The sequence below is a fragment of the Streptomyces sp. Ru71 genome, from assembly GCF_002920535.1.
Taxonomy (GTDB): Bacteria; Actinomycetota; Actinomycetes; order Streptomycetales; family Streptomycetaceae; genus Streptomyces.
Window position 1 is genome coordinate 1 of record NZ_PQSS01000004.1, and the last position, 19,502, is coordinate 19,502.

Genomic DNA, 19,502 nt, shown 5'->3' on the forward strand with positions numbered 1-19,502 from the left:
GGCGTAGGTGATGGTGCGGGTGTCGCCCGGCTCGCCCTCCCAGTGGAAGGCGACCTGGTCGCCGTAGCCGGCCTCGACATGGCGGTCCACGCAGTTGTACGCCACGTTCAGCCGGCCGCCGGTGAACCAGCGGGCGTAGGGCGCGTCCGACCAGTCCAGCACCTGGTGCCACTCGGTGTCCCAGTGCAGCCGTCCCGCCTGCTCCGCCCAGTACGCCAGGCGGTCGGCCGCGGCCCCGTCCGACGGTACGGGCACAGTGCTCGGGATCTGGGGGCGGACGCGGTCGTCGGAGCGCGCAGACATGGGGATCCTCCAGTGGGGTGCATGTGTCGGGGACGGGCCGGGAGCGCGGCTGGCCCGTCCGCGGGTGGCCACAGTGGCCGGACAGGGTTGGCGTGAGGTTGGCGGCGGCGTGCGCCTACGGACGCGCGGCGGTCCAGCGGCTCACCACGCGCAGCGCGAGACGTGGCTTCAGCGGTGCCGCGGTCCCGCGGCGCACGGCGCCCTGCCAGACGCCCCAGCCGTAGGCCAGGTCGTCCAGGCGGCGGAGCACCGTGTACGCCGGTGGGGACAGGGAGGTGCCGGAGCGGCGGTGGTCCACCAGCCCCTCGACGACGGCCGCGGCGATCAGCACATGCCGGGCACGGCGGTTGACGGCGGCCGCGGCGAGGGCGACCGGCCAGTGGTGCCGGGTCGCGCAGCGCAGCAGCTGCTCGGCGGTGCCGCGCAGCGCCGCGAGCGCCAGCAGGGCGCCGGCGCGGGCCGGGTGGTCGGCGTCGGGCATCCTGCGGGCCACGCGCAGCGCGGTCAGGCCCGTCAACGCCGCCGCCAGTGCCACCGGGGCGGGCCTGCCGCGCGCCAGCAGGGCGCAGGCGGCCAGCGACCAGGGGGCGGCGTACAGCGGCGGCACCCGGTCGGGGTGACGCAGCGCCAGGTCCGCGGCGCCGGTGCCGTATCCGGCCCGTTGGGCGAGCCAGCTGCGCAGGTCGGTGCGGTGCCGGTGGCCCACCCGGGCGGCGGGGACATAGCGCAGCCGCCAGCCGGCCTCGTGCAGCCGTATGCACAGGTCGACGTCCTCGGCCACGCGCAGGGTCTCGTCGAAGCCGGGGCCGAGGGCCGCGCGGCGGACCACGATGGTGGCGCTGGGCACGTAGGAGAGCGCGGACACGGGGACGACGGGCCCTTCGGCCACGCCCATGTCCAGCGGCGAGCGGAGCTCCTCGTACCGGTCGAGCAGCCCGGGGTCGGGGACCGGCAGCGCGACCACCCGGGGTGCGGCGAGCGCCAGCGCGGGGTCGGCGAACTGCGCCAGCAGCGGGGCCAGCCAGCCCGGCTCCGGCACCACGTCGGAGTCGCAGAACGCCACGTACGGGGTACGGGCGTGGCGCAGCCCGGTGTTGCGGGCCGCGGCCGGGCCCCGGTTGTGCGGGTGGGTCAGCAGCCGGGCGCCGTGCCGGCGGGCCACCTCGGCCAGGGCGGCGGGGTCCCGGGAGCCGTCGTCCACGACCAGCACCGGCAGGTGTGCGGTCGCCGGGTCGGCGCGCAGGGCGGCCAGCAGGTCGTCGAGCCGGGCGGCACGGTCCCGGACGGGGACCACGACGGTGGTGTCGCCGGCCGGTACGGGGGCGGGGCGCGGGTGGACGAGCCCGGCGTCCAGGAGCCGCCGGGCGAGCGCCGCGCTCGTCGCGTCCGTGACGGTGAACCGGCCGTCGCCGAGCCGGCGGACCGCCGCGTCGGTCAGTCTGACCAGCCGCAGCGGTGAACCGCCCACCATGAGCCGTCCGTCGCGGGACCGGTGTGTGCCGGGGGCGAGTTCGACCGTGAAACCGTGCGGCAACGTGGTGTCGGACGGCGATGGCAGCCGGGCACCGAGCGGTCGCGGGCGTACGAGTGTCATGCGGTGAAGCCTCCGTCCGCGTGCAGTACGGAGCCGGTGACGGCGAAGGAGTCGGCGGAGCAGGCCCAGGCGACCACGGCGGCCACCTCCTCCGGTTCCAGGGGGCGTCCGGTGAGCTGCTGTTCGGCGAGCTTGTCGACCTCGGGCAGCTCGTAGAGGTCGGCCGTGGCGCGCAGCATGTCCGTGCGGGTGGAGCCGGGGGACACGGCGAGCGCGTTCACGCCGGTGTCGCGCAGGTCGCGGGCCAGGCCGCGGACCAGTCCGACGACGGCGTGCTTGGCGGCGCAGTAGGCGCCGAGTCCCCACAGGCCGCGGTGCGCGGCGGCCGAGGCGAGGGCGACGAACCGGCCGGTGCGCGGCTGCGGCCTGCGCAGCAGGGCGGGTACGGCGGCGCGGGCGAGGTGGGCGACGCCCAGGACGTCCACCTCCAGCAGGGTCCGCCACTGCGCGTCGGTCTGTTCCCACACCGGGCCGCCGCCGAGCATGACGGCCGCGGCGGCCACGGCGGCGTCGAGACCGCCGAGCTCGCGCTCGGCCACCTGCACGGCGGCCCGCAGCGCGGCCGGGTCGCGCACGTCCGCCTTGACGGTGCGCACCAGGGGGAACTCCCGGCCCAGGGCCCGCAGTTGTTCCGGGGCGGCCAGCGGGTAGGGCACCTCGGGGTCGTCCTCGCAGCGGTCCACGGCGACGACGGCCCAGCCCTCGCGGGCCAGCCTGCGCACGGTCGCCGCCCCGATGCCCCGGGCGGCACCGGTGACCACCGCGACCCTCGGGCCGGTCATCGCCGCGCTCCCACCGGGGCGAGGGCGGGCCGGCGCTCGGAACGGCCGAGCCGGCCCCGCCCGGAGACCCGCCAGGCCCGGATGTCGGCGGCGAGGCGGTCCGCCATGACGTCGAGGAGCCGCTCGCCCTCGCCCGCGCGGGCCCCGGCGGGGTCGCCGAGGACTCCGGACGGGCTGACCCCGCGGACGGACTCGGTGACCAGCCGGTCCATCAGCACTTCGACGGGCTCGGTCGGCCCGGCGACGGCCCGCTCGCCCTGGACGGCCGCGCGCCGCAGCCGCAGCATCATCGAGGTCTCGGCGCGGCCCGCGTGGGCGTCCGAACCCGGTGGCAGGCACGGCCACCAGGCCACGTCCCGGCTCTCGCCGCGCAGCCCGGTCACCGCGTCGGCCAGGCTCACCAGGTTGCCGCCGTGCCCGTTGACCACGAGCAGGCGGCCCGCCCAGCGCAGCATCGAGCGGCCGATCTCGGTGACGAGCAGGCGCAGCGCGTCATGGCCGGCGGACACCGTGCCGGGGAACCCCTCGTGCTCGCCGCTGGCCCCGTACGGCTGGGCCGGGGCGACCAGCACGTCCACCTCGCCCCGCAGCCGGCCGGCGGCCCGCCCGGCGACCGCCGTGGCCACGGCGGTGTCCGTGTCCAGCGGGAGGTGGGGGCCGTGCTGCTCGCAGGAGCCGAGGGGCAGCAGCACCAGCGGGCCGCGGTCGGTGAGGTCCGGCCAGGCGAGGTCGGCGAGCCGGGTCGCGGGACCGGGTGGCGTCGCGGGGGCGGGCTCGGCCGGCATGTCAGACCGCGCCCAGGGTGCGGGTGAAGCCCGGCGGGATCACCAGGTCGTCGCGGCTCAGCTCGTGCACGGAGGAGCGGCCGAGGCCCAGCAGGGCGGAGTCGATGCCGCCGCGCAGGATGTCCAGGACGTTCTCCACGCCGCTCTGCCCGCCGGCGGCCAGGCCCCACAGGTAGGCGCGGCCGATCATCACGGCCTTCGCGCCGAGCGCCAGCGCCTTGACCACGTCGCTGCCCCGGCGCACGCCGCTGTCCAGCAGGACCTCGACCTGACCGCCCACCGCGTCCGCGACGGCGGGCAGGGCGCGGATCGGGGCCGGGGTGCTGTCGAGGTTGTTGCCGCCGTGGTTGGACACCGAGATCGCGCTGACGCCCGCGTCGACGGCGCGCAGCGCGTCGTCCACCCTGCAGATCCCCTTGAGCAGGAACGGCCCGTCCCACTGCTCGCGCAGCCAGCGCACGTCGTCCCAGGAGGGGGGCGGGGTCTGCATCCACTCTCCGTAGGCGCCGAAGAACGTGGGCGCGTCCCCGCCCGGGTCGGCGAGGTTCGGCGCCGTGAGGTCGGGGAGCCGGCCGGACTTCACGAAGTCCAGCAGCCAGCGCGGACGCCGCACGGCCTCCGGCGCGAACCGTGCCATGGCCTTGAGGTCCAGCCGCTCCGGGATCTTCGGGCTGCCCCAGTCCCGGCCGTGCGAGAAGGACCAGTCGAGGGTGACGATCAGCGCCTTCGCGCCGTATGTGTAGGCGTGCTCGATGCGTTGCAGCATCGCGTCCTTGGAGCCCATCCAGTACATCTGGAAGAACGTCTGGGGATTGGCGGCGACGACGTCCTTCAGCGGCTTGCTCGCGAAGGAGCTGAGCCCCATCGCCGTGCCGCGGGCAGCCGCCGCGCGGGCGACGGCCACCTCGCCGTCGGGATGCACGGCCTGCACGCCGGTCGGGGAGATGATCACCGGCAGGGAGATCTGCTCGCCCAGCACCGTCGTCGACTGGTCCCGCTTGGCCGACAGCCCGGCCACATGGGGTGCGAAGCCCAGCTCCGCGAACGCCGCGGTGTTGTCGTCGTAGGAGGTGCCCTTCTCCGAACCGGCCAGCAGGGCGCTGTAGACCGACTTCGGCAGTCGCTTGCCGGCCCTTCGCTGGGCCTCGGCGACCGTCTCGAACCACCCGCTCATCACTCGTCTCCTCTCATGAACACGTGTTCGTCGGCAGCCCGGCCAGCGGGCTCTCGTCACACAGGCGGTCCGGGCGGCCGGTCCGCAGGGCGGGCATGCCCAGCGCGACCGTCCGGTGCGAGTGGTCCTTGCCCTGGCGCGGCAGGGCGCCTGGGTCCACGGCCGACAGCGCGGCGGCGCCATGGCCCTTGACGCACTCCGGGTCGGGGCCGTCCAGCGGAAGGCCGGTGAAGAACTTCGCCGCCATGCAGCCGCCCTGGCAGGTGTCGTAGGCCGGACAGCCCGAGCAGGCGCCCCCGGTGGAGGGCCTGCGCAGCTCGGCGAAGAGCGCCGACTCGCGCCACACCCGGTCGAAGCCGCCCGGCGAGCGCACATTGCCCGCCTTGAAGGCGTCGTGGATGGCGAACGGGCAGGCGTACACGTCGCCGACCGGGTCGATCAGGCACACCACCCGCCCCGCCCCGCACAGGTTCAGCCCGGGGATCGGCTCCGAGCCGAGCGCGTTGAGGTGGAAGAAGGAGTCACCGGTGAGCACCCGCTCGCCGTGACCGAGCAGCCAGGAGTAGATGGCGTACTGCTGCTCGGCGGTGGGGTGCAGGTCGTCCCACACGTCCGCGCCGCGCCCGGACGGCCGGAGCCGGGTGATGCGCAGCTGGGCGCCGTAGCGGTCGGCGATCGCGGCGAAGTCGTCGAGCTGGGACACGTTCTGACGGGTCATCACCACCGAGATCTTGAAGTCCCGGAAACCCGCCTCGGCGAGGTTCTCCATGGCCCGGATCGCCATGTCGTAGGAACCCGGGCCGCGGACCGCGTCGTTGACCTCGCGGGTGGCGCCGTCCAGGGAGATCTGCACATCGACGTAGTCGGTCGCGGCCAGCCGCCGGGCGCGTTCGGGGGTCAGGCGCAGTCCGTTGGTGGAGAACTTCACGCCGACCTGGTGGGCGATCGCGTAGTCCAGCAGCTCCCAGAAGTCGGGGCGGACCGTGGGTTCGCCGCCGCCGACGTTGACGTAGAAGACCTGCATGCGCTGGAGCTCGTCGATCACGGACTTGATCTCGTCCGTGGACAGCTCCAGCGGGTCGCGCCGCCCGGAGGAGGACAGGCAGTGCGCACAGGACAGGTTGCACGCGTAGGTCCACTCCCAGGTCAGGCAGATCGGGGCGTGCAGCCCGCCCTTGAACTGCTCGACGAGGGCGGGCACGCGCTCGGTGGGTGGGGGGTCGTGAAGGGTGGTCATCACCGCGCTCCGGTTCCACTGCGCTGGGGAATGATCATGTCGGCGGCTGCCAGGGAGGCCAGCGCGCGCAGGAAGGCGCCCCGCCGGGCGTCGGGCACCCCGGCGAGGGCGACCCCGACGCTGGGGTGACGGCCGAGCTCCTGGACCAGTTCGACCAGCTCGGGCGCCTTCAGGAAGGACAGCCGGCGGTTGCCGAAGTGGTAGGCGAGCGCCCCGAACGGCTCGGGGCGCAGGGCGACGGAGGGGTTCAGCCGGTAGGGGCGTGCCGCATCGAACGCCGGGGACGTCATGACGGGGGCCTAGTAGACGCCGCACATGCCGTCGATCGAGACCTCTTCGACGAGGACCTCCTCGACGAGCTCGTCGGCGACGTTGACAGTGTCCTGCTCGGCCTTGATCTGTTCCTCGAACACGACAAACCTCCTGAACGGTAAGGGGATCGGGATGCGGCCGGCTCCGCCCTGCGGTGCCCGGGCCGTACTCGACGCTACGGGCGCCTCCCCGCGCCGCTCGCCCTGCTTCCGGCCGCCCTCACCCTGTCCGGTCGGACAGGTGTGCCCGTGCCGGGGCCGGTTGCCGGCGGGGTGTCCCGTCCGATCGGTCAGGTCGCGCCCTGTCCGTCCGGTGCCGCGCTGCCGTCCGAGCGGCCGGTGTCGCCCCGCGCCGCGTTCCCGGAGGGTGAGTCACGCCACCAACTCCGGCACGTCCGTGCTCCACCCCGGACCTCCATGCCGCCGGCCGGCTTGGCCCGGTGGAGCAGTCGACGCAGGACGCGCGGCCCGCCCGCGCGGAGAGGACAGTCGCGATCATGCAGGTCGAAGAACTTCTCAAGCCGTTCCCGATCAAGGAATTCCACCCCTTCCCCCGGGCGCTGATGGGCCCGGGCGCCCATGAGCTGATCGGTCCGGAGGCCAAGAAGCTGGGCTTCAAGCGCACGCTGGTGATGACCACCGGTCTGCGCGGCAGCGACACCGTGCACAAGATCGTCGAGTCGCTGAAGTACCACGGGCTCGAAGTCGTCGTGTACGACAAGGTCGAGTCGAACCCCAAGGACTACAACGTCATGGACGCCGTGGCGCTGTACCAGGAGAACAAGTGCGACTCGTTCGTGTCGATCGGCGGCGGCTCGTCGCACGACGCGTGCAAGGGCGCCCGTATCTCCGTCGCCCACGACGGCCGCAGCGTCAACGACTTCGAGGGCTTCAACAAGTCCGAGAACCCGAAGAACCCGCCGCACATCGCGGTCTCCACCACGGCCGGCACCGGTTCGGAGACCTCGTGGGCGTACGTCATCACCGACACGACCACGGACCCGGACAACCCGCACAAGTACGTCGCCTTCGACGACGCCTCCGTGGCCAGCCTCGCCATCGACGACCCGACGCTGTACTACGACTGCCCGCTGGACTACACCGCGCAGTGCGGCTTCGACGTCCTCGCCCACGCCTCCGAGCCGTACGTCTCGCGGCTGAACTTCCAGCCGTCGCTGGGCAACGCGCTGCACGCCATCCGGCTCACCGCCCGCCATCTGCGCCAGGCCGTGTGGAACGGCCAGGACCTGGCCGGACGTGAGGGCATGATGTACGCCCAGTACATCGCGGCGCAGGCGTTCAACTCCGGTGGCCTGGGCATCATCCACTCCATCTCGCACGCGGTCAGCGCCTTCTACGACACCCACCACGGGCTCAACAACGCCATCGCGCTGCCCCGGGTCTGGGCGTTCAACATGCCGGCCCACTACGAGCGGTTCGCCGACATCGCCGAGGCGATGGGCGTGGACACGCACGGCATGACGAAGGTGCAGGCCGCCGAGGCCGCCCTCGCCGCGGGCATCCGGCTGCTGCGCGACGTCGGCATCCCGGAGAAGTTCACCGACGTCGAGCAGAACACCTACTCCAAGAACCGCCTCGGGCAGGGCCCGACGAAGTTCTACGAGCAGGCCAAGGTGATCAAGGGCGACGCGGCCGACGTCGACCGCATCACCCACCACGTCCTCGGCGACGCCTGCACCCCGGGCAACGCCAAGGAGTGCACGTTCGACACCGTCCGGCCCGTCGTCGAGCACTGCATGAACGGCGACCTGGACGACCTGCTCGGCTGAGCACCTCATGCCCGGGAGCGGGGGGCTGGAGGTCGCCCCCCGCTCCCGCCCCACCGGACGGAGGAACCGTGCCCGCCACACCCGACAACCCCGCGTTCGGCTCGGTCGAGGACGTCGCCGAGCGGTTCGCCGCCCACGGCTACATCGCCGACCGGCGACTCGCCACCACCGTGTTCCTGCAGACCAGGCTGGACAAGCCGCTGCTGCTCGAAGGCCCGGCCGGCGTCGGCAAGACCGAGCTGGCCAAGACGCTGGCCGCCGCCACCGGCCGCCGGCTGCTGCGCCTGCAGTGCTACGAAGGGCAGGACGAGAGCCGCGCCCTGTACGAGTGGGACTACGGCAAGCAGCTGCTGTACACCCAGATGCTGCGGGACAAGATCGGCGACCTCACGGCCGACGCCCCCGACCTGGCCTCCGCCGTGCTGCGGATCGAGGAGCAGGACAGCGTCTTCTTCTCCGACCGGTTCCTCGCACCCCGCCCGCTGCTGGACGCCGTGCGCGGCGAGCAGCCGGCCGTCCTGCTGATCGACGAGGTCGACCGGGCGGACGAGGCGCTGGAGGCGGTGCTCCTGGAGTGCCTGGCCGAGTACCAGGTGTCCGTTCCGGAGATCGGCACGTACACCGCGAAGGTCCCCCCGTACGTCGTGCTGACCTCCAACAACACCCGCGACCTGTCGGCGGCGCTGAAACGCCGCTGCCTGCACCTCTTCCTGGACTACCCGGACGCCGAGCGCGAGCTGGAGATCGTACGCGCCAAGGACACCGGGCTGCCCGAGGCCGCCGCCCGCCACTTGGTGGACGTCGTGCGGGGCCTGCGCGAGCTGCCGCTGCGCAAGAGCCCCAGCATCTCCGAGACCGTCGACTGGGCCCGCACCCTCGCCGTGCTGGGCGTCGACGAACTCGCCCCCGCGGTCCTCGCCGACACCGCCAACGTCGTCCTCAAGTACGAGCGGGACCTGCACCGCGCGCTGGACGTGCTGCCGCGCCTGGCCGACCCCAACCGCACGCTGCCCGAACCCGGCCGGCACCACGGGCACCCGCACCACGGCGGCCACCATCACCACGACGGCGACCACCACGACCACGGCGGGCACGGCGAGGTGGACGGCCGTGCCGTCCGGGCCGCCATGGACCGGCAGGGCCGGCACGACGAGAACTACTACGGCGCCCCCGGCGCCGGGCCGGCGCACCGCACCACCCCCGGTGCCGGCCAGGGCGCCCGCTCCTTCGCCGCCATCGCGCGGCGCCGCACCGACTGAACCCGGGAGGCCTGCATGGAAGCCGGTGTGCACCGATTCGTCCGCGTGCTGCGGCTGTTCGGCCTGCGGGTCTCCGTGTCGGAGGCCATGGACGCCATGCGCGGGGCCGCCCAGCCCGGCGTGCTCGTCGAGCGCGAGACGCTGCGCGAGGCACTGCGCATGACGCTCGTGAAGGACCGCCGCGACCACCCGCTGTTCGACGACCTGTTCACCGCGTTCTTCTCCCTGCGCCCGGTGGACGGCGGCGCCGACGGCCACGGCCACAGCCATGCGCACGACGACCTGTCCGACACGGGTGAGCTGGAGTCGTACACCGTCTCCGAGGAGCCCTCGAAGACCCCGGAGCAGGGCCACAGTCACGGCAAGCCGTCCGACATCCGCGACTTCTTCGACCAGCAGGACCTGGCCCAGCAGTACAACCTGCACCAGGAGGCCAACAAGATCGACCTGGCCTCGATGACCGACGAGATCGTGCTGTCCGAGGACGGCGCGAGCGGCTCGCGCGACGACAGCCCGTCCGTCCAGCTGGAGACCGAGCGGCTGCACGGCGCCGGCATCCCCGGACGGCTCGCTCCGGCGACCGGGCAGCCGATCGGGACGACCCTGACCGTCGCCCAGCACGACGCCCTGCTCGGCTGGCTCGCGGAGCATCAGGACGATCCCGACGACCCGGAAGCAGGTGCGTGGCGCCGGCAGCTGATGGGTGTCGTCGAGAACCTGCCCGAGTTGCTGAAACGGCATCTGGACCGGCTGGCCGAACTGCGGTCGGTGGCCGTGGAGTCCGCCCGGATCGCCGAACGCGCCCGCCTCGAAGCGATCGACGAGGAGGAGCGCGGGCAGCTGGAGGAGGCGCTGCGCCGGGTGGGCCGCACCGTGCACGGCGCCCTCACCAGCCGCAAGCGCAACACCCCGACGGGCCGCGTCCATCCGGGCCGCACCATGCGCCGCAACATGCGCTTCGACGGCGTCCCGTTCCGGCCCGTCACCGTCACCCGCGCCGAGGACAGGCCGCGCCTGCTGGTCCTCGCGGACGTCTCCCTGTCGGTGCGGGCCACCGCCCGCTTCACCCTGCACCTGGTGCACGGGCTGCAGTCCCTGTTCGGGCAGGTGCGCAGTTACGCCTTCGTCGACGAACCCACCGAGATCACCGAGCTGTTCGCCGAGCACCCGCTGGAGCGGGCGCTGGGGCTGGTCTTCGACGGGCTGCCGGCCGGCGGCCTGCTGGACGTGGACACCACCTCCGACTACGGCCGGACCTTCGAGACGCTGCTGACCGAGCACTCCGCCGCGCTGGGCCGCCGCACCACCCTGCTGGTGCTCGGCGACGGCCGCGGCAACGGCAACCCGCCGCGCACCGAGGCGTTCGCAGAGATCACCCGCCGGGTGCGGCAGACCGTCTGGCTGACCCCGGAGCCGCGCTACTCCTGGGGCCTGGGCGCCTGCGACCTGCCCCGCTACGCCGAGTACTGCGACCGCGTGCAGGTGGTCGCCGACCTCGCCGGGCTGGAGCGCACCGCCCTGCGCATGGCGGCGGAGGCGACCGGCCGATGAACACCACCGCACACCGTCAGGGGGAGCCGTCGCCGTGAGCGTCCCGAGCCTGCGCAGCGCCATCGCCGCGCGCCGTATCGACCCGCTGGCGCCGAGCGCGCCCGGCCTGTACGCCGACCACCTGGTACGTGTGGTCCGCGACGGCCCCGCCGCCGGGGGCTGCACCCCGCGCCCCATCGTCCGCACCGCGCACTTCACCCTGCGCCGCCGCGGCCGCCGCGTCGAACTGGGCCACTCGCTGCGCCCCGAACAGCTGGACAACGACCTCGCCGGACTGCTCGCCGAGGAGCTGTTCGCCCCCGGCTGGCTGTCCGGCAGCGACGTCTTCGAGCGGGTCTTCACCGGGGTGGTGCGCTCCTGCGTGGACGGCCCCCTGCCCGCCTGGACCACCTTCTACGACAACACCCTGGCCCGCATCCAGAAGTACTGGCAGGACCCCGAGCCGGCCGAGCACTCCTCGATCGCCGGGTTCGCCCCCGTGTACCGGCGCACGCTCGACCTGGTCCCCGCGGGCAGCGTGCTGGACCTCGGTTCCTGCTTCGGCTTCCTGCCGCTGCTGCTGGCCGAGCGGGACGCGCGGACGGTGATCGCCTCCGACCTCTCCCCCGGCACCATGCGCCTCCTGGGCACGGTGGCCCGCGCCCGGGGCCTCGCGCTCGACGCGCTGGTCTGCGACGCGTCCCGGGTGCCGCTGCCCGACGGCTCGGTGGACACCGTCACCGTCATCCACGTCCTGGAGCACCTGGACCCCGGGCACGGTGACGCCGTCGTGCGGGAGGCGCTGCGGCTGGCCCGGCGCCGGGTGGTGGTGGCCGTGCCGTACGAGGACGAGCCGACCGCCGCGTACGGGCACGTGCGGTGCTTCTCCCCCGAGCAGCTCGCCGCACTGGGCCGCCGCACCGGCCACGGGTTCTCGGTCGACACCTTCCACGGCGGCTGGCTGGTCGTCGACCACGGCTGAGCGAAAGCTCCCCCCAAGAACTGCGCCGCCCCGAAGAGAAACACCCCGACGCAAAGGAGCGTTCCATGGCCCTCTCGGAAACGGAAACGGCGGACTCCGCCGCAGCGCACGCCAAACCCCGGCCGCAGGCCACGCCGGGACCGCTGGACGGGGACCCGGCACTGATCGGCGTGCCCACGTTCATCGTGGGCTCGATCGCCCTCGGCCTCACCCTGGTCGGCTATGTCCCGGCGGGCACCGCCGGAGCACCGCTCGCGATCATCCTCGCGGCCACGGCGCTCGGCCAGCTGATCGCCGCGGTCTGGGCGGCCGCGCTCGGGCAGAGCGCCGTCGCCGCGATCTTCGGTGTCTTCACCGGGTTCTGGCTCAGCTACGCGGTGCTGGTGCTCGGGCTCACCCACGGCTGGTTCGCGATCGCCGGGTCCGCCGCGACCAGGACCCAGGCGCTGTTCCTGATCTCCTGGCTGGCCACCATCGTGCTGCTGACCCTGAGCACGCTACGGCTGCCGGCCGCCTTCACCGTGCTGTTCACCCTGATCGACCTGGCCCTCGCCCTGGTGCTGTCCGCAACCCTGAACGGCTCCAGCACGCTGCAGACGGCGGGCGGCTACACCGTCTTCGCCTTCGTCGCGGTCGGGTGCTACCTCTTCTGGCACGTGACCTCGCTGGCCACCGGAGGGCGCGGCCTACCGCTCGGCCGTCCGGCCGTGAGCTGACGAGCTGAAGGCAGGGAGCGGGGACCGCCGGCGGGCGCTCCCCGCTCCCTCGCGTCAGATGACGCCCGACTTGCTGGCCTCGTAGACGACTTCCGCCCTGCTCCCGGCGTCCATCTTCCGCATGATGTTGCGGACGTGGAACTTCACCGTGGTCTCCGAGATGTACAGCTCCGCGCCGATCTCCCGGTTGCTCAGCCCGTGGGCGAGCAGCCGGAGGACCTTCAGCTCCCGTTCGGTGAACTTGGGCCGCTCGGGCTGCACACGCATCGAGCGCACCATCGCCGCCGCCGCGTGCGAGTCGAAGGCGCTCTCGTTGCGGGCCACCGCGCGGAGGGAACGCAGCAGTTCGGTGGTGTCCACGTCCTTGACGACATAGCCGCGCGCACCGTGCTGGATCGCCTCCACGACCAGCTGGTCGTCGAGGAACGTGGTGAGCACCAGCACCGCCAGGTCCGGGTGGCGCCGGGTGAGCCGGGCGCACAGGTCCAGACCCTCGGTGTCGGCAGCGGTGGAGAGCTTCAGGTCGAGCAGCACGATCTCCGGACGCGTCCGCTCGACGACGGCGTCGGCCTCGGCGGCCGTGCTCGCCTCGCCGACCACCTCCAGGTCGCTCTCGCGTTCCAGGATCGACCTGAGCCCGTGCCGGACGATCGCGTGGTCGTCGACCAGCACGATCCGCAGGACCTGCGTGGGTGCCTGAGCCGGCTGTTCGGCCGTCATCCGCTGCCTCCCGAGTGCTTCACCGGCAGCGGGACGTCGACCCGCAGCAGGACGCCTCCCATCCCCGACCGGCGGATGGACAGTCGGCCGCCGAGCTCCTCCGCCCGGGCGACCATGTTCGCCAGCCCGCGGTGGCGTCCGGCGAGATCGGTGGCCCTCGACAGGCGCAGGGCCCGGCGCAGCTGCGCCGGGTCGCCGCCGCCGTCGTCGGACACGGTCAGCACCACCGCGTGCGGCTGATACCGCAGGCGGACCAGCGCCCGGCCCGCCTTGCCGTGCGTGGCCGAGTTGAACAGGGCCTCGCCGGTGATCCGCAGGAGCGACCGCTCGGCGTCGGGCGGCAGCGGTGCCGGCCGGCCCGCCACCTGCACCCGTACGTCGAGGTCGGTGGGCAGGTGCACCGTGGACAGCCGCTCCAGCAGCACCGGAAGCGGCCCCGCCGGCTCCTGCGAGGTGTGGTGCAGCGCGTAGATCGCGGCGCGCAGCCGCTCCACGGCCTGCCGGTTGAGGTCCTTGGCGCCGGCGAGCCGTTCGGCGATCCCGGCGGCCTCCCCGCCCAGGCCCGCCAGCTCGGCCCGGCACACCTCCACCGTCATCCCCGCGCTGAGCACGTACTGGGAGACGCTGTCGTGGAGTTCGCGTGCGATGCGCCGGCGTTCGTCGTCCAGCGCCTGCCGCTGCATCGCGTCGAGCAGCCGCGCCTGGGTCTCGGCCAGCTCGGCGCTGCGCGCGGCCAGATCCCGGGCCTGCCGCTCCGCCGCCTCGGACAGTTCCTCGGCACGTCCGCGCAGGGTGGTCGCCGCGTGGAACAGGAACGTGTGGTGCAGCGCCACGGCCGCCTGGTTGGCGAGGACCCGCAGGATGGCCAGGTCGGTGTCGGCGACCTCGACACCGGCGCCGGGCTGTGCGGCGATCCCGCCGACCGGTTCGTCGTCCAGGGTCATCGGCGCGCGCACCCAGCCCCGGCCGCGGGAGGGCTCCTGGGCCTCCCAGGGGCGGGTGCGCAGCAGCTGGAGGTGCTCGCGCACCTCGGCGGGTAGGCGGGTCTCGTCGTCGATGAACACGTCGTCCGTGTACAGCAGGAACCGGGGCCGGGCGGCGCGCAGCGCGCCGTCGGCGACGGCCAGCAGCAGCCAGCGGGCGCGCAGATGCTCGGCGGCGGTCCGTACGACGGCCTCGACCAGGGCGCGCGGGCCCTCGGCCGTGCGCACCAGGGCGCGGGAGATCCCGTCGAGCGCCTCCACCGTCCGCTCCAGCCGCTCGGTGGAGCGCACGTACGCGGGGTAGAACGACCGCTTGCCGGACCTCAGTCCGGTGAGCACTCCCAGGTCGGAGGTCTGCGGGGAACGTTCGGGGTCGTTCACCGGGATCGCCTCACAGAGCCTCGCGGAACAGTGTCTCCACGTCCCGCACGTCGACGTCCCTGGGGTTGGTCGCCATGCAGGCGTCCTTGAGCGTCGTGCGGGCCAGCACCGGCACGTCGCGCTCGGCGACCCCGAGACTGGCCAGTCCCTTCGGCACGCCGACGTCGTCCGCCAGCGCCCGTACCAGGTCCGCGAGCTGTGCGGCCACCTCGTGCGGCGGCACACCGGCGACCGGGAGGCCGGCCGCCGCGCCCAGCGCGACGAAACGCTCCGGCCAGGTCTCGGCGTTGAAGCGGATGACGTGCGGCAGGAGCACGCCGTTGACCACGCCGTGCGGGGCGTCGAGCAGGCCGCCGACCTGGTGGCTCATGGCGTGCGTGGCGCCGAGGATGGCGTTGGTGAAGGCCATGCCGGCCTCCAGCGAGGCCTGGGCCATGGCGAGCCGGGCACCGAAGTCCTTGGGGCGGACCTGGGTGCGCACCAGGTTCGCGGTGATCAGCTCGACCGCGTGCAGGGCGTGGATGTCGGTGAGCGGATTGTGCGCCCGGGACACGAACGCCTCGATGGCGTGCGTCAGGGCGTCCAGACCGGTGGCCGCGTTGAGCCAGTCCGGCATGGTGGTCAGCAGCCGCGGGTCGATCACCGAGATCTCGGGGACCAGGGTGCGGCTCACGATGGTGATCTTGATGTGGTGGGTGGTGTCGGTGATCACGGCGAACTGGGAGACGTCCGCCCCGGTGCCCGACGTGGAGGGCACCATCACGGTCGGCGGGATGGGCTGGACGACCTGGTCCACGCCCTCGTAGTCGAGGATGTGCCCGCCGTTGCCGGACAGGATCGCCACGCCCTTGGCGGCGTCGATGACGGAGCCGCCGCCGACCCCCACGATGACGTCGCAGCCGCTGGCCGCGTAGCGCTCGTAGCCGGCCTGGATCTCGCCGTCCTTGGGATTGGGCGTCACGTCGCACCACACCACGGGGCGCAGCCCGGCCCTGCGCAGATGGCCCACCGCCTCGTCCGCCCAGCCCGCCTCCATCAGCCCGGGGTCGGTGACCAGGAAGGGGCGGCGGCCGCCGAGGCGCAGCGCGCAGTGCCCGAGCTCCGTGAGCGAACCGGGCCCGAAGACGACCTCGGGCACATGGAACTTGGCGAGCCGGGCGGACCGCCTGACGGCGTCAGCGCTGCTGCGCTGCGGCCCCAGGAGCTCGCACTGGCACTCGTCACGGCTCCAGTCCGCGCTCGGGTCGTTACCGCCCGCCACCATGACACTTGACCTGGTCGACATGCGACCTCCCAAAGGGCGTCGAGCCCGCAACGCACACGCAACCTTGATTTTACTGCCCGGTTGGCCGATAACTCTGTCGTCAGACCGAAGACCACGCTAGGCGCGCGCACCCACGTGCGACACCTGTCCGATCGGACAGGGTGGACGGACCGGTCGGGCGGGTGCGCCGACTCGGTCCTCGGGGACAATAGCGGTCGTCCCCGTTCGACGGCAGGGGAAATGCAGATGTCACACAGCAGTGACCTCCGGCGGCGCAGGGCCACGCTGGAGAGCGAGTGGTCCCGCCTCGTGCCGCAGATGAGGACGGCCGGATCACGACCGAGCGGTGCCGCGGCACTGCGCCCGGACGTCACCGAGTCCTGGGTGCGCTCCCTGAGCAGCGTCGACCCGAACCGGGACAGTGCCCCGGTCAGCGACGAGGAAGTGCACCACCGCTGGAGCGGCTCCCCGCTGCGCCGCCCGGTCGGCGACCTCGCCGACGAGCTGCGCACCATCGCCGAGGACGCCGGGTTCGTCACCGCGGTCACCGACGAGTCCGGCACCATCCTGTGGACGTGCGGCGGACGCACCATGCGCCGGCGGGCCGAGCGCGTCAACTTCGCGCCCGGCGGCCGGTGGGACGAGCAGGCCATGGGCACCAACGCCCTCTCCCTCGCCCTGCGCACCGGCCGCCCCAGCTCCGTGTTCTCCGCCGAACACCTGGTGACGGCCCTGCACGGGTGGGTCTGCTACTGCGCACCCGTGCACGGGCCGGACGGCCGCGTCCTCGGCGTTCTCGACATGTCCACGACCTGGGACCGCTCGAACCCCCTCGCCATGTCCACCGTGCGCTCCCTGGTGGCCACCGTCGAGGCCCGGCTGCGGACGGAGCCCCAGCTGGTCCCCCGCGACACCCCCGGCCCTGTGCGCCTCACCTGCCTCGGCGCCGAGACGGCCGTACGCGACGGCGTTCCCCTCCTGCTGCGGCCCCGGCAGCTGGAGATCCTGACCCTGCTGGCGCTGGAGCCGGACGGGTACGCCCCGGAGCGGCTGCGCGAGGCCGTGTACGGCGACCGGGCGGTGTCCGCGTCCACGTTCAAGGCGGAGATCTCCCATCTGCGCCGCGCCCTCGACGGCGGGGTCAGCACCCGCCGCTACGCGCTGACCACGCCCGTGTCCTGCGACGCCACCGACGTGCTGCGCGCGCTGCGCGACGGGGACACCGACACCGCCCTGCGCCTGTACCGCGGCCCGCTGCTGCCCCGCTCCCAGGCGCCGGGCATCGAGGAGTGGCGCACCCACCTGGAGGTGGCCGTGCGCGAGGCGGTACTCGCCAGCGCCCGGCCGGAGCACGCACTGCGGTACGGCGAGCGGGCCCCGTACGACGTGGAGGTGCACGAGCACGCGCTGCGTCTGCTCGACCCGCGCGACACCCGCCGCGCCCTGGCGGCCGGCCGCCTCACCTCGGCGCTGCGCCACTGACACCCGGCCCGGCGCCGGGCGCGCTGGGCGCCAACCTCGCGCCAACCTCGGGACCTCACAGTGAACGGCAGCACGACGGCGTGGGCCGTCGGACCGCACTCACCATCCCCCCGAGGAGAGCCGCCATGGTGTACGCGCAGCCGGGAACGGACGGCAGCATCGTCAGCTTCGCCCCGCGATACGACAACTTCATCGGCGGCGACTGGGTCGCCCCCGTGGAGGGCCGGTACTTCGAGAACACGACGCCGGTGACCGGCAAGACGTTCTGCGAGGTCGCCCGCTCCACCGCGGCGGACGTCGAACTCGCCCTGGACGCCGCTCACTCGGCCGCCCCGAAGTGGGGCCGTACCTCCGCCGCGGAGCGGGCCGCGGTGCTGAACCGGATCGCGGACCGGATCGAGGCGAACCTGGAGAAGATCGCCGTCGCGGAGAGCTGGGAGAACGGCAAGCCGGTGCGCGAGACGCTCGCCGCCGACATCCCGCTCGCCATCGACCACTTCCGCTACTTCGCCGGGGTGGTGCGCGCCCAGGAGGGCAGCATCGCCGAGATCGACGCGGACACGGTCGCCTACCACTTCCACGAGCCGCTGGGCGTGGTCGGCCAGATCATCCCGTGGAACTTCCCGATCCTGATGGCCGCGTGGAAGCTCGCCCCGGCCCTGGCCGCCGGCAACTGCGTGGTCATCAAGCCCGCCGAGCAGACCCCGGCCAGCCTGCTCTACGTCATCGACCTGATCGCCGACCTGCTGCCGCCCGGCGTGCTCAACGTCGTCAACGGCTTCGGCGTGGAGGCCGGCAAGCCGCTCGCGTCCAGCCCGCGCATCGCCAAGGTCGCCTTCACCGGCGAGACCACGACCGGCCGGCTGATCATGCAGTACGCCAGCGAGAACATCATCCCGGTCACGCTGGAACTGGGCGGCAAGAGCCCGAACATCTTCCTGCCCGACGTCATGGCCGCCGACGACGACTTCCTGGACAAGGCGGTCGAGGGCTTCGTGATGTTCGCGCTCAACCAGGGCGAGGTGTGCACCTGCCCGTCCCGCGCCCTGGTCCACTCCTCGATCTACGACGAGTTCATGGCCCGCTGCGTCGAGCGCACCAAGGCCATCGTCAGCGGCGACCCGCTGGACCCGGCGACCATGATCGGCGCCCAGGCCAGCAACGACCAGTACGAGAAGATCCTTTCCTACATCGACATCGGCAAGCAGGAGGGCGCCGAGCTCCTCACCGGCGGCAACCCCCGCGCCGTGGCCGGTCTGGAGGGCGGCTACTACATCGAGCCGACGATCTTCCGCGGCACCAACGACATGCGGATCTTCCAGGAGGAGATCTTCGGCCCGGTGGTGTCGGTGACCACGTACGACTCGGTCGACGAGGCCCTGAAGATCGCCAACGACACGCTGTACGGCCTCGGCGCCGGCGTGTGGACCCGGGACGGCAACACCGCCTACCGCCTGGGCCGCGAGATCAAGGCCGGCCGCGTCTGGACGAACTGCTACCACGCCTACCCCGCGCACGCGGCGTTCGGCGGCTACAAGAAGTCCGGCATCGGCCGTGAGACCCACAAGATGATGCTGGACCACTACCAGCAGACCAAGAACCTGCTGGTCAGCTACTCCGGCCAGAAGCTCGGGTTCTTCTGATGGACGCCCGCACCAGGCGCGTCGAGCTGACGCCGGCCGCCGAGGACCTGGTGCGGCGGCTCGCCGGGATCCACGGGCCGGTGATGTTCCACCAGTCCGGTGGCTGCTGTGACGGCAGCGCACCCATGTGCTATCCGCGCGGCGAGTTCCGGGTCGGCGCCCAGGACGTGCTCCTGGGCCGGGTCGCCGGGGACACCCCGTTCTGGATGAGCGCCGACCAGTACGCCTACTGGCGGCACACCCACCTCACCGTGGACGTGGTCCCGGGCCGGGGCAGCGGCTTCTCCCTCGAAGCACCCGAGGGCGTGCGCTTCCTGCTGCGGTCCCGGGTCCTCTCCGACGAGGAGTGGGAGCGCATCGAGGCGGAGCCACCGCTCCCGACCGGGGCGGACGCCCTCGACTGACCGGGCGGCCGGGCGTACGACGTCCACCGCGCCGGCGCAGGCGGTGGCGACGGCGGGGGGCCGGACACCCAGGGTGTCCGGCCCCCCGCCTCCCGTCCGGGCCGGTGGCGCCCCCTCCATCCGGAGAGGGTGAGTGCGCCCCTTCCACCAGCTACGCGGCGA

General features: G+C 73.2%; 19 protein-coding genes. 8 read left to right on the forward strand and 11 right to left on the reverse strand.

The features are described 5' to 3' along the window. The 8 genes from C3489_RS03730 to mftA all read right to left on the reverse strand — a co-directional run. On the reverse strand, window positions 1-303 hold a 303-nt coding region (locus C3489_RS03730), incomplete at its 3' end, for an acetyl-coenzyme A synthetase N-terminal domain-containing protein (protein ID WP_308460797.1). A gap of 115 nt (window positions 304-418) precedes the next feature. Further along, the gene (gene mftF / locus C3489_RS03735) at window positions 419-1,897 is read right to left on the reverse strand and encodes a mycofactocin biosynthesis glycosyltransferase MftF (RefSeq protein WP_103779825.1); all 1,479 of its coding nucleotides are present in this window, start codon (window positions 1,895-1,897) and stop codon (window positions 419-421) included. Then, window positions 1,894-2,679 (reverse strand): mycofactocin-coupled SDR family oxidoreductase, encoded by a 786-nt coding sequence (locus tag C3489_RS03740; protein WP_103779827.1) that lies wholly within the window; start codon window positions 2,677-2,679, stop codon window positions 1,894-1,896. Before C3489_RS03740 ends, mftF begins: the two co-directional genes overlap by 4 nt. Next, window positions 2,676-3,464 carry a mycofactocin biosynthesis peptidyl-dipeptidase MftE gene (gene mftE, locus C3489_RS03745; protein ID WP_103779829.1) on the reverse strand — a complete coding sequence of 263 codons (789 nt, stop codon included), beginning with the start codon at window positions 3,462-3,464 and terminating at the stop codon, window positions 2,676-2,678. The genes C3489_RS03740 and mftE overlap by 4 nt, the downstream gene beginning before the upstream one ends. Before the next feature lies 1 nt (window position 3,465). After that, window positions 3,466-4,638 (reverse strand): pre-mycofactocin synthase MftD, encoded by a 1,173-nt coding sequence (gene mftD / locus C3489_RS03750; protein WP_103779831.1) that lies wholly within the window; start codon window positions 4,636-4,638, stop codon window positions 3,466-3,468. Between the two features lie 13 nt (window positions 4,639-4,651). Next, window positions 4,652-5,875, reverse strand: a complete 1,224-nt coding sequence (mftC, locus tag C3489_RS03755; RefSeq protein WP_103779833.1) for a mycofactocin radical SAM maturase — start codon at window positions 5,873-5,875, stop codon at window positions 4,652-4,654. Then, window positions 5,875-6,165: a mycofactocin biosynthesis chaperone MftB gene (gene mftB / locus C3489_RS03760; protein ID WP_103779834.1), complete on the reverse strand. Its 291-nt coding sequence runs from the start codon at window positions 6,163-6,165 to the stop codon at window positions 5,875-5,877. The genes mftC and mftB overlap by 1 nt, the downstream gene beginning before the upstream one ends. 9 nt (window positions 6,166-6,174) lie before the next feature. Continuing rightward, complete coding sequence (mftA, locus tag C3489_RS03765; protein WP_103779836.1) at window positions 6,175-6,288, reverse strand: mycofactocin precursor MftA; 114 nt, start codon at window positions 6,286-6,288, stop codon at window positions 6,175-6,177. A gap of 395 nt (window positions 6,289-6,683) precedes the next feature. On the opposite strand from mftA, the gene mdo reads away from it, so the two are divergent. The 5 genes from mdo (at window position 6,684) to C3489_RS03790 (ending at window position 12,463) form a co-directional block, all read left to right on the forward strand. Further along, a complete protein-coding gene (gene mdo, locus C3489_RS03770; protein WP_103779838.1) occupies window positions 6,684-7,976 on the forward strand; it encodes an NDMA-dependent methanol dehydrogenase in 1,293 nt (430 codons plus the stop codon). Between the two features lie 68 nt (window positions 7,977-8,044). Beyond that, complete coding sequence (locus tag C3489_RS03775; RefSeq protein ID WP_103779840.1) at window positions 8,045-9,235, forward strand: MoxR family ATPase; 1,191 nt, start codon at window positions 8,045-8,047, stop codon at window positions 9,233-9,235. A gap of 27 nt (window positions 9,236-9,262) precedes the next feature. Next, complete coding sequence (locus C3489_RS03780) at window positions 9,263-10,786, forward strand: VWA domain-containing protein (RefSeq protein WP_258054546.1); 1,524 nt, start codon at window positions 9,263-9,265, stop codon at window positions 10,784-10,786. 34 nt (window positions 10,787-10,820) lie between these two features. Continuing rightward, window positions 10,821-11,747, forward strand: coding sequence for a mycofactocin oligosaccharide methyltransferase MftM (gene mftM / locus C3489_RS03785; RefSeq protein WP_103779843.1), 927 nt, complete (start codon window positions 10,821-10,823; stop codon window positions 11,745-11,747). Window positions 11,748-11,812: 65 nt separating this feature from the next. After that, a complete protein-coding gene (locus tag C3489_RS03790) occupies window positions 11,813-12,463 on the forward strand; it encodes a GPR1/FUN34/YaaH family transporter (protein WP_103779845.1) in 651 nt (216 codons plus the stop codon). A gap of 54 nt (window positions 12,464-12,517) precedes the next feature. Here the strand turns inward: C3489_RS03790 and C3489_RS03795 are convergent, their stop codons facing one another. Genes C3489_RS03795 through C3489_RS03805 form a run of 3 tightly spaced genes read right to left on the reverse strand, consistent with a single transcriptional unit; the run spans window position 12,518 to window position 15,832 of the window. Beyond that, the gene (locus C3489_RS03795; RefSeq protein WP_103779847.1) at window positions 12,518-13,183 is read right to left on the reverse strand and encodes a response regulator transcription factor; all 666 of its coding nucleotides are present in this window, start codon (window positions 13,181-13,183) and stop codon (window positions 12,518-12,520) included. Then, window positions 13,180-14,547 (reverse strand): sensor histidine kinase, encoded by a 1,368-nt coding sequence (locus C3489_RS03800; protein ID WP_103779849.1) that lies wholly within the window; start codon window positions 14,545-14,547, stop codon window positions 13,180-13,182. The genes C3489_RS03795 and C3489_RS03800 overlap by 4 nt, the downstream gene beginning before the upstream one ends. 10 nt (window positions 14,548-14,557) lie before the next feature. Then, complete coding sequence (locus tag C3489_RS03805; protein ID WP_103779851.1) at window positions 14,558-15,832, reverse strand: iron-containing alcohol dehydrogenase; 1,275 nt, start codon at window positions 15,830-15,832, stop codon at window positions 14,558-14,560. Window positions 15,833-16,057: 225 nt separating this feature from the next. Here C3489_RS03805 and C3489_RS03810 point away from each other — a divergent pair, with 225 nt between their 5' ends. From C3489_RS03810 to C3489_RS03820, 3 genes are all read left to right on the forward strand, one after another. After that, window positions 16,058-17,293 (forward strand): helix-turn-helix domain-containing protein, encoded by a 1,236-nt coding sequence (locus C3489_RS03810; RefSeq protein ID WP_103779853.1) that lies wholly within the window; start codon window positions 16,058-16,060, stop codon window positions 17,291-17,293. 125 nt (window positions 17,294-17,418) lie between these two features. Further along, a complete protein-coding gene (gene adh / locus C3489_RS03815; RefSeq protein WP_103779855.1) occupies window positions 17,419-18,936 on the forward strand; it encodes an aldehyde dehydrogenase in 1,518 nt (505 codons plus the stop codon). Then, window positions 18,936-19,340 (forward strand): DUF779 domain-containing protein, encoded by a 405-nt coding sequence (locus tag C3489_RS03820; RefSeq protein ID WP_103779857.1) that lies wholly within the window; start codon window positions 18,936-18,938, stop codon window positions 19,338-19,340. The genes adh and C3489_RS03820 overlap by 1 nt, the downstream gene beginning before the upstream one ends. Window positions 19,341-19,502 lie beyond the last annotated feature (162 nt).

What these genes read in the sequence shown, in the direction of transcription:
- C3489_RS03790 (WP_103779845.1), top strand. Translation starts at nt 11,813, where the DNA reads ATGGCCCTCTCGGAAACGGAAACGGCGGACTCCGCCGCAGCGCACGCC.
- mftF (WP_103779825.1), bottom strand. Translation starts at nt 1,897, where the DNA reads ATGACACTCGTACGCCCGCGACCGCTCGGTGCCCGGCTGCCATCGCCG.
- C3489_RS03805 (WP_103779851.1), bottom strand. Translation starts at nt 15,832, where the DNA reads ATGTCGACCAGGTCAAGTGTCATGGTGGCGGGCGGTAACGACCCGAGC.
- C3489_RS03820 (WP_103779857.1), top strand. Translation starts at nt 18,936, where the DNA reads ATGGACGCCCGCACCAGGCGCGTCGAGCTGACGCCGGCCGCCGAGGAC.
- C3489_RS03795 (WP_103779847.1), bottom strand. Translation starts at nt 13,183, where the DNA reads ATGACGGCCGAACAGCCGGCTCAGGCACCCACGCAGGTCCTGCGGATC.
- C3489_RS03810 (WP_103779853.1), top strand. Translation starts at nt 16,058, where the DNA reads ATGTCACACAGCAGTGACCTCCGGCGGCGCAGGGCCACGCTGGAGAGC.
- mftB (WP_103779834.1), bottom strand. Translation starts at nt 6,165, where the DNA reads ATGACGTCCCCGGCGTTCGATGCGGCACGCCCCTACCGGCTGAACCCC.
- mftC (WP_103779833.1), bottom strand. Translation starts at nt 5,875, where the DNA reads ATGACCACCCTTCACGACCCCCCACCCACCGAGCGCGTGCCCGCCCTC.
- C3489_RS03740 (WP_103779827.1), bottom strand. Translation starts at nt 2,679, where the DNA reads ATGACCGGCCCGAGGGTCGCGGTGGTCACCGGTGCCGCCCGGGGCATC.
- mftE (WP_103779829.1), bottom strand. Translation starts at nt 3,464, where the DNA reads ATGCCGGCCGAGCCCGCCCCCGCGACGCCACCCGGTCCCGCGACCCGG.
- mdo (WP_103779838.1), top strand. Translation starts at nt 6,684, where the DNA reads ATGCAGGTCGAAGAACTTCTCAAGCCGTTCCCGATCAAGGAATTCCAC.
- adh (WP_103779855.1), top strand. Translation starts at nt 17,419, where the DNA reads ATGGTGTACGCGCAGCCGGGAACGGACGGCAGCATCGTCAGCTTCGCC.
- mftD (WP_103779831.1), bottom strand. Translation starts at nt 4,638, where the DNA reads ATGAGCGGGTGGTTCGAGACGGTCGCCGAGGCCCAGCGAAGGGCCGGC.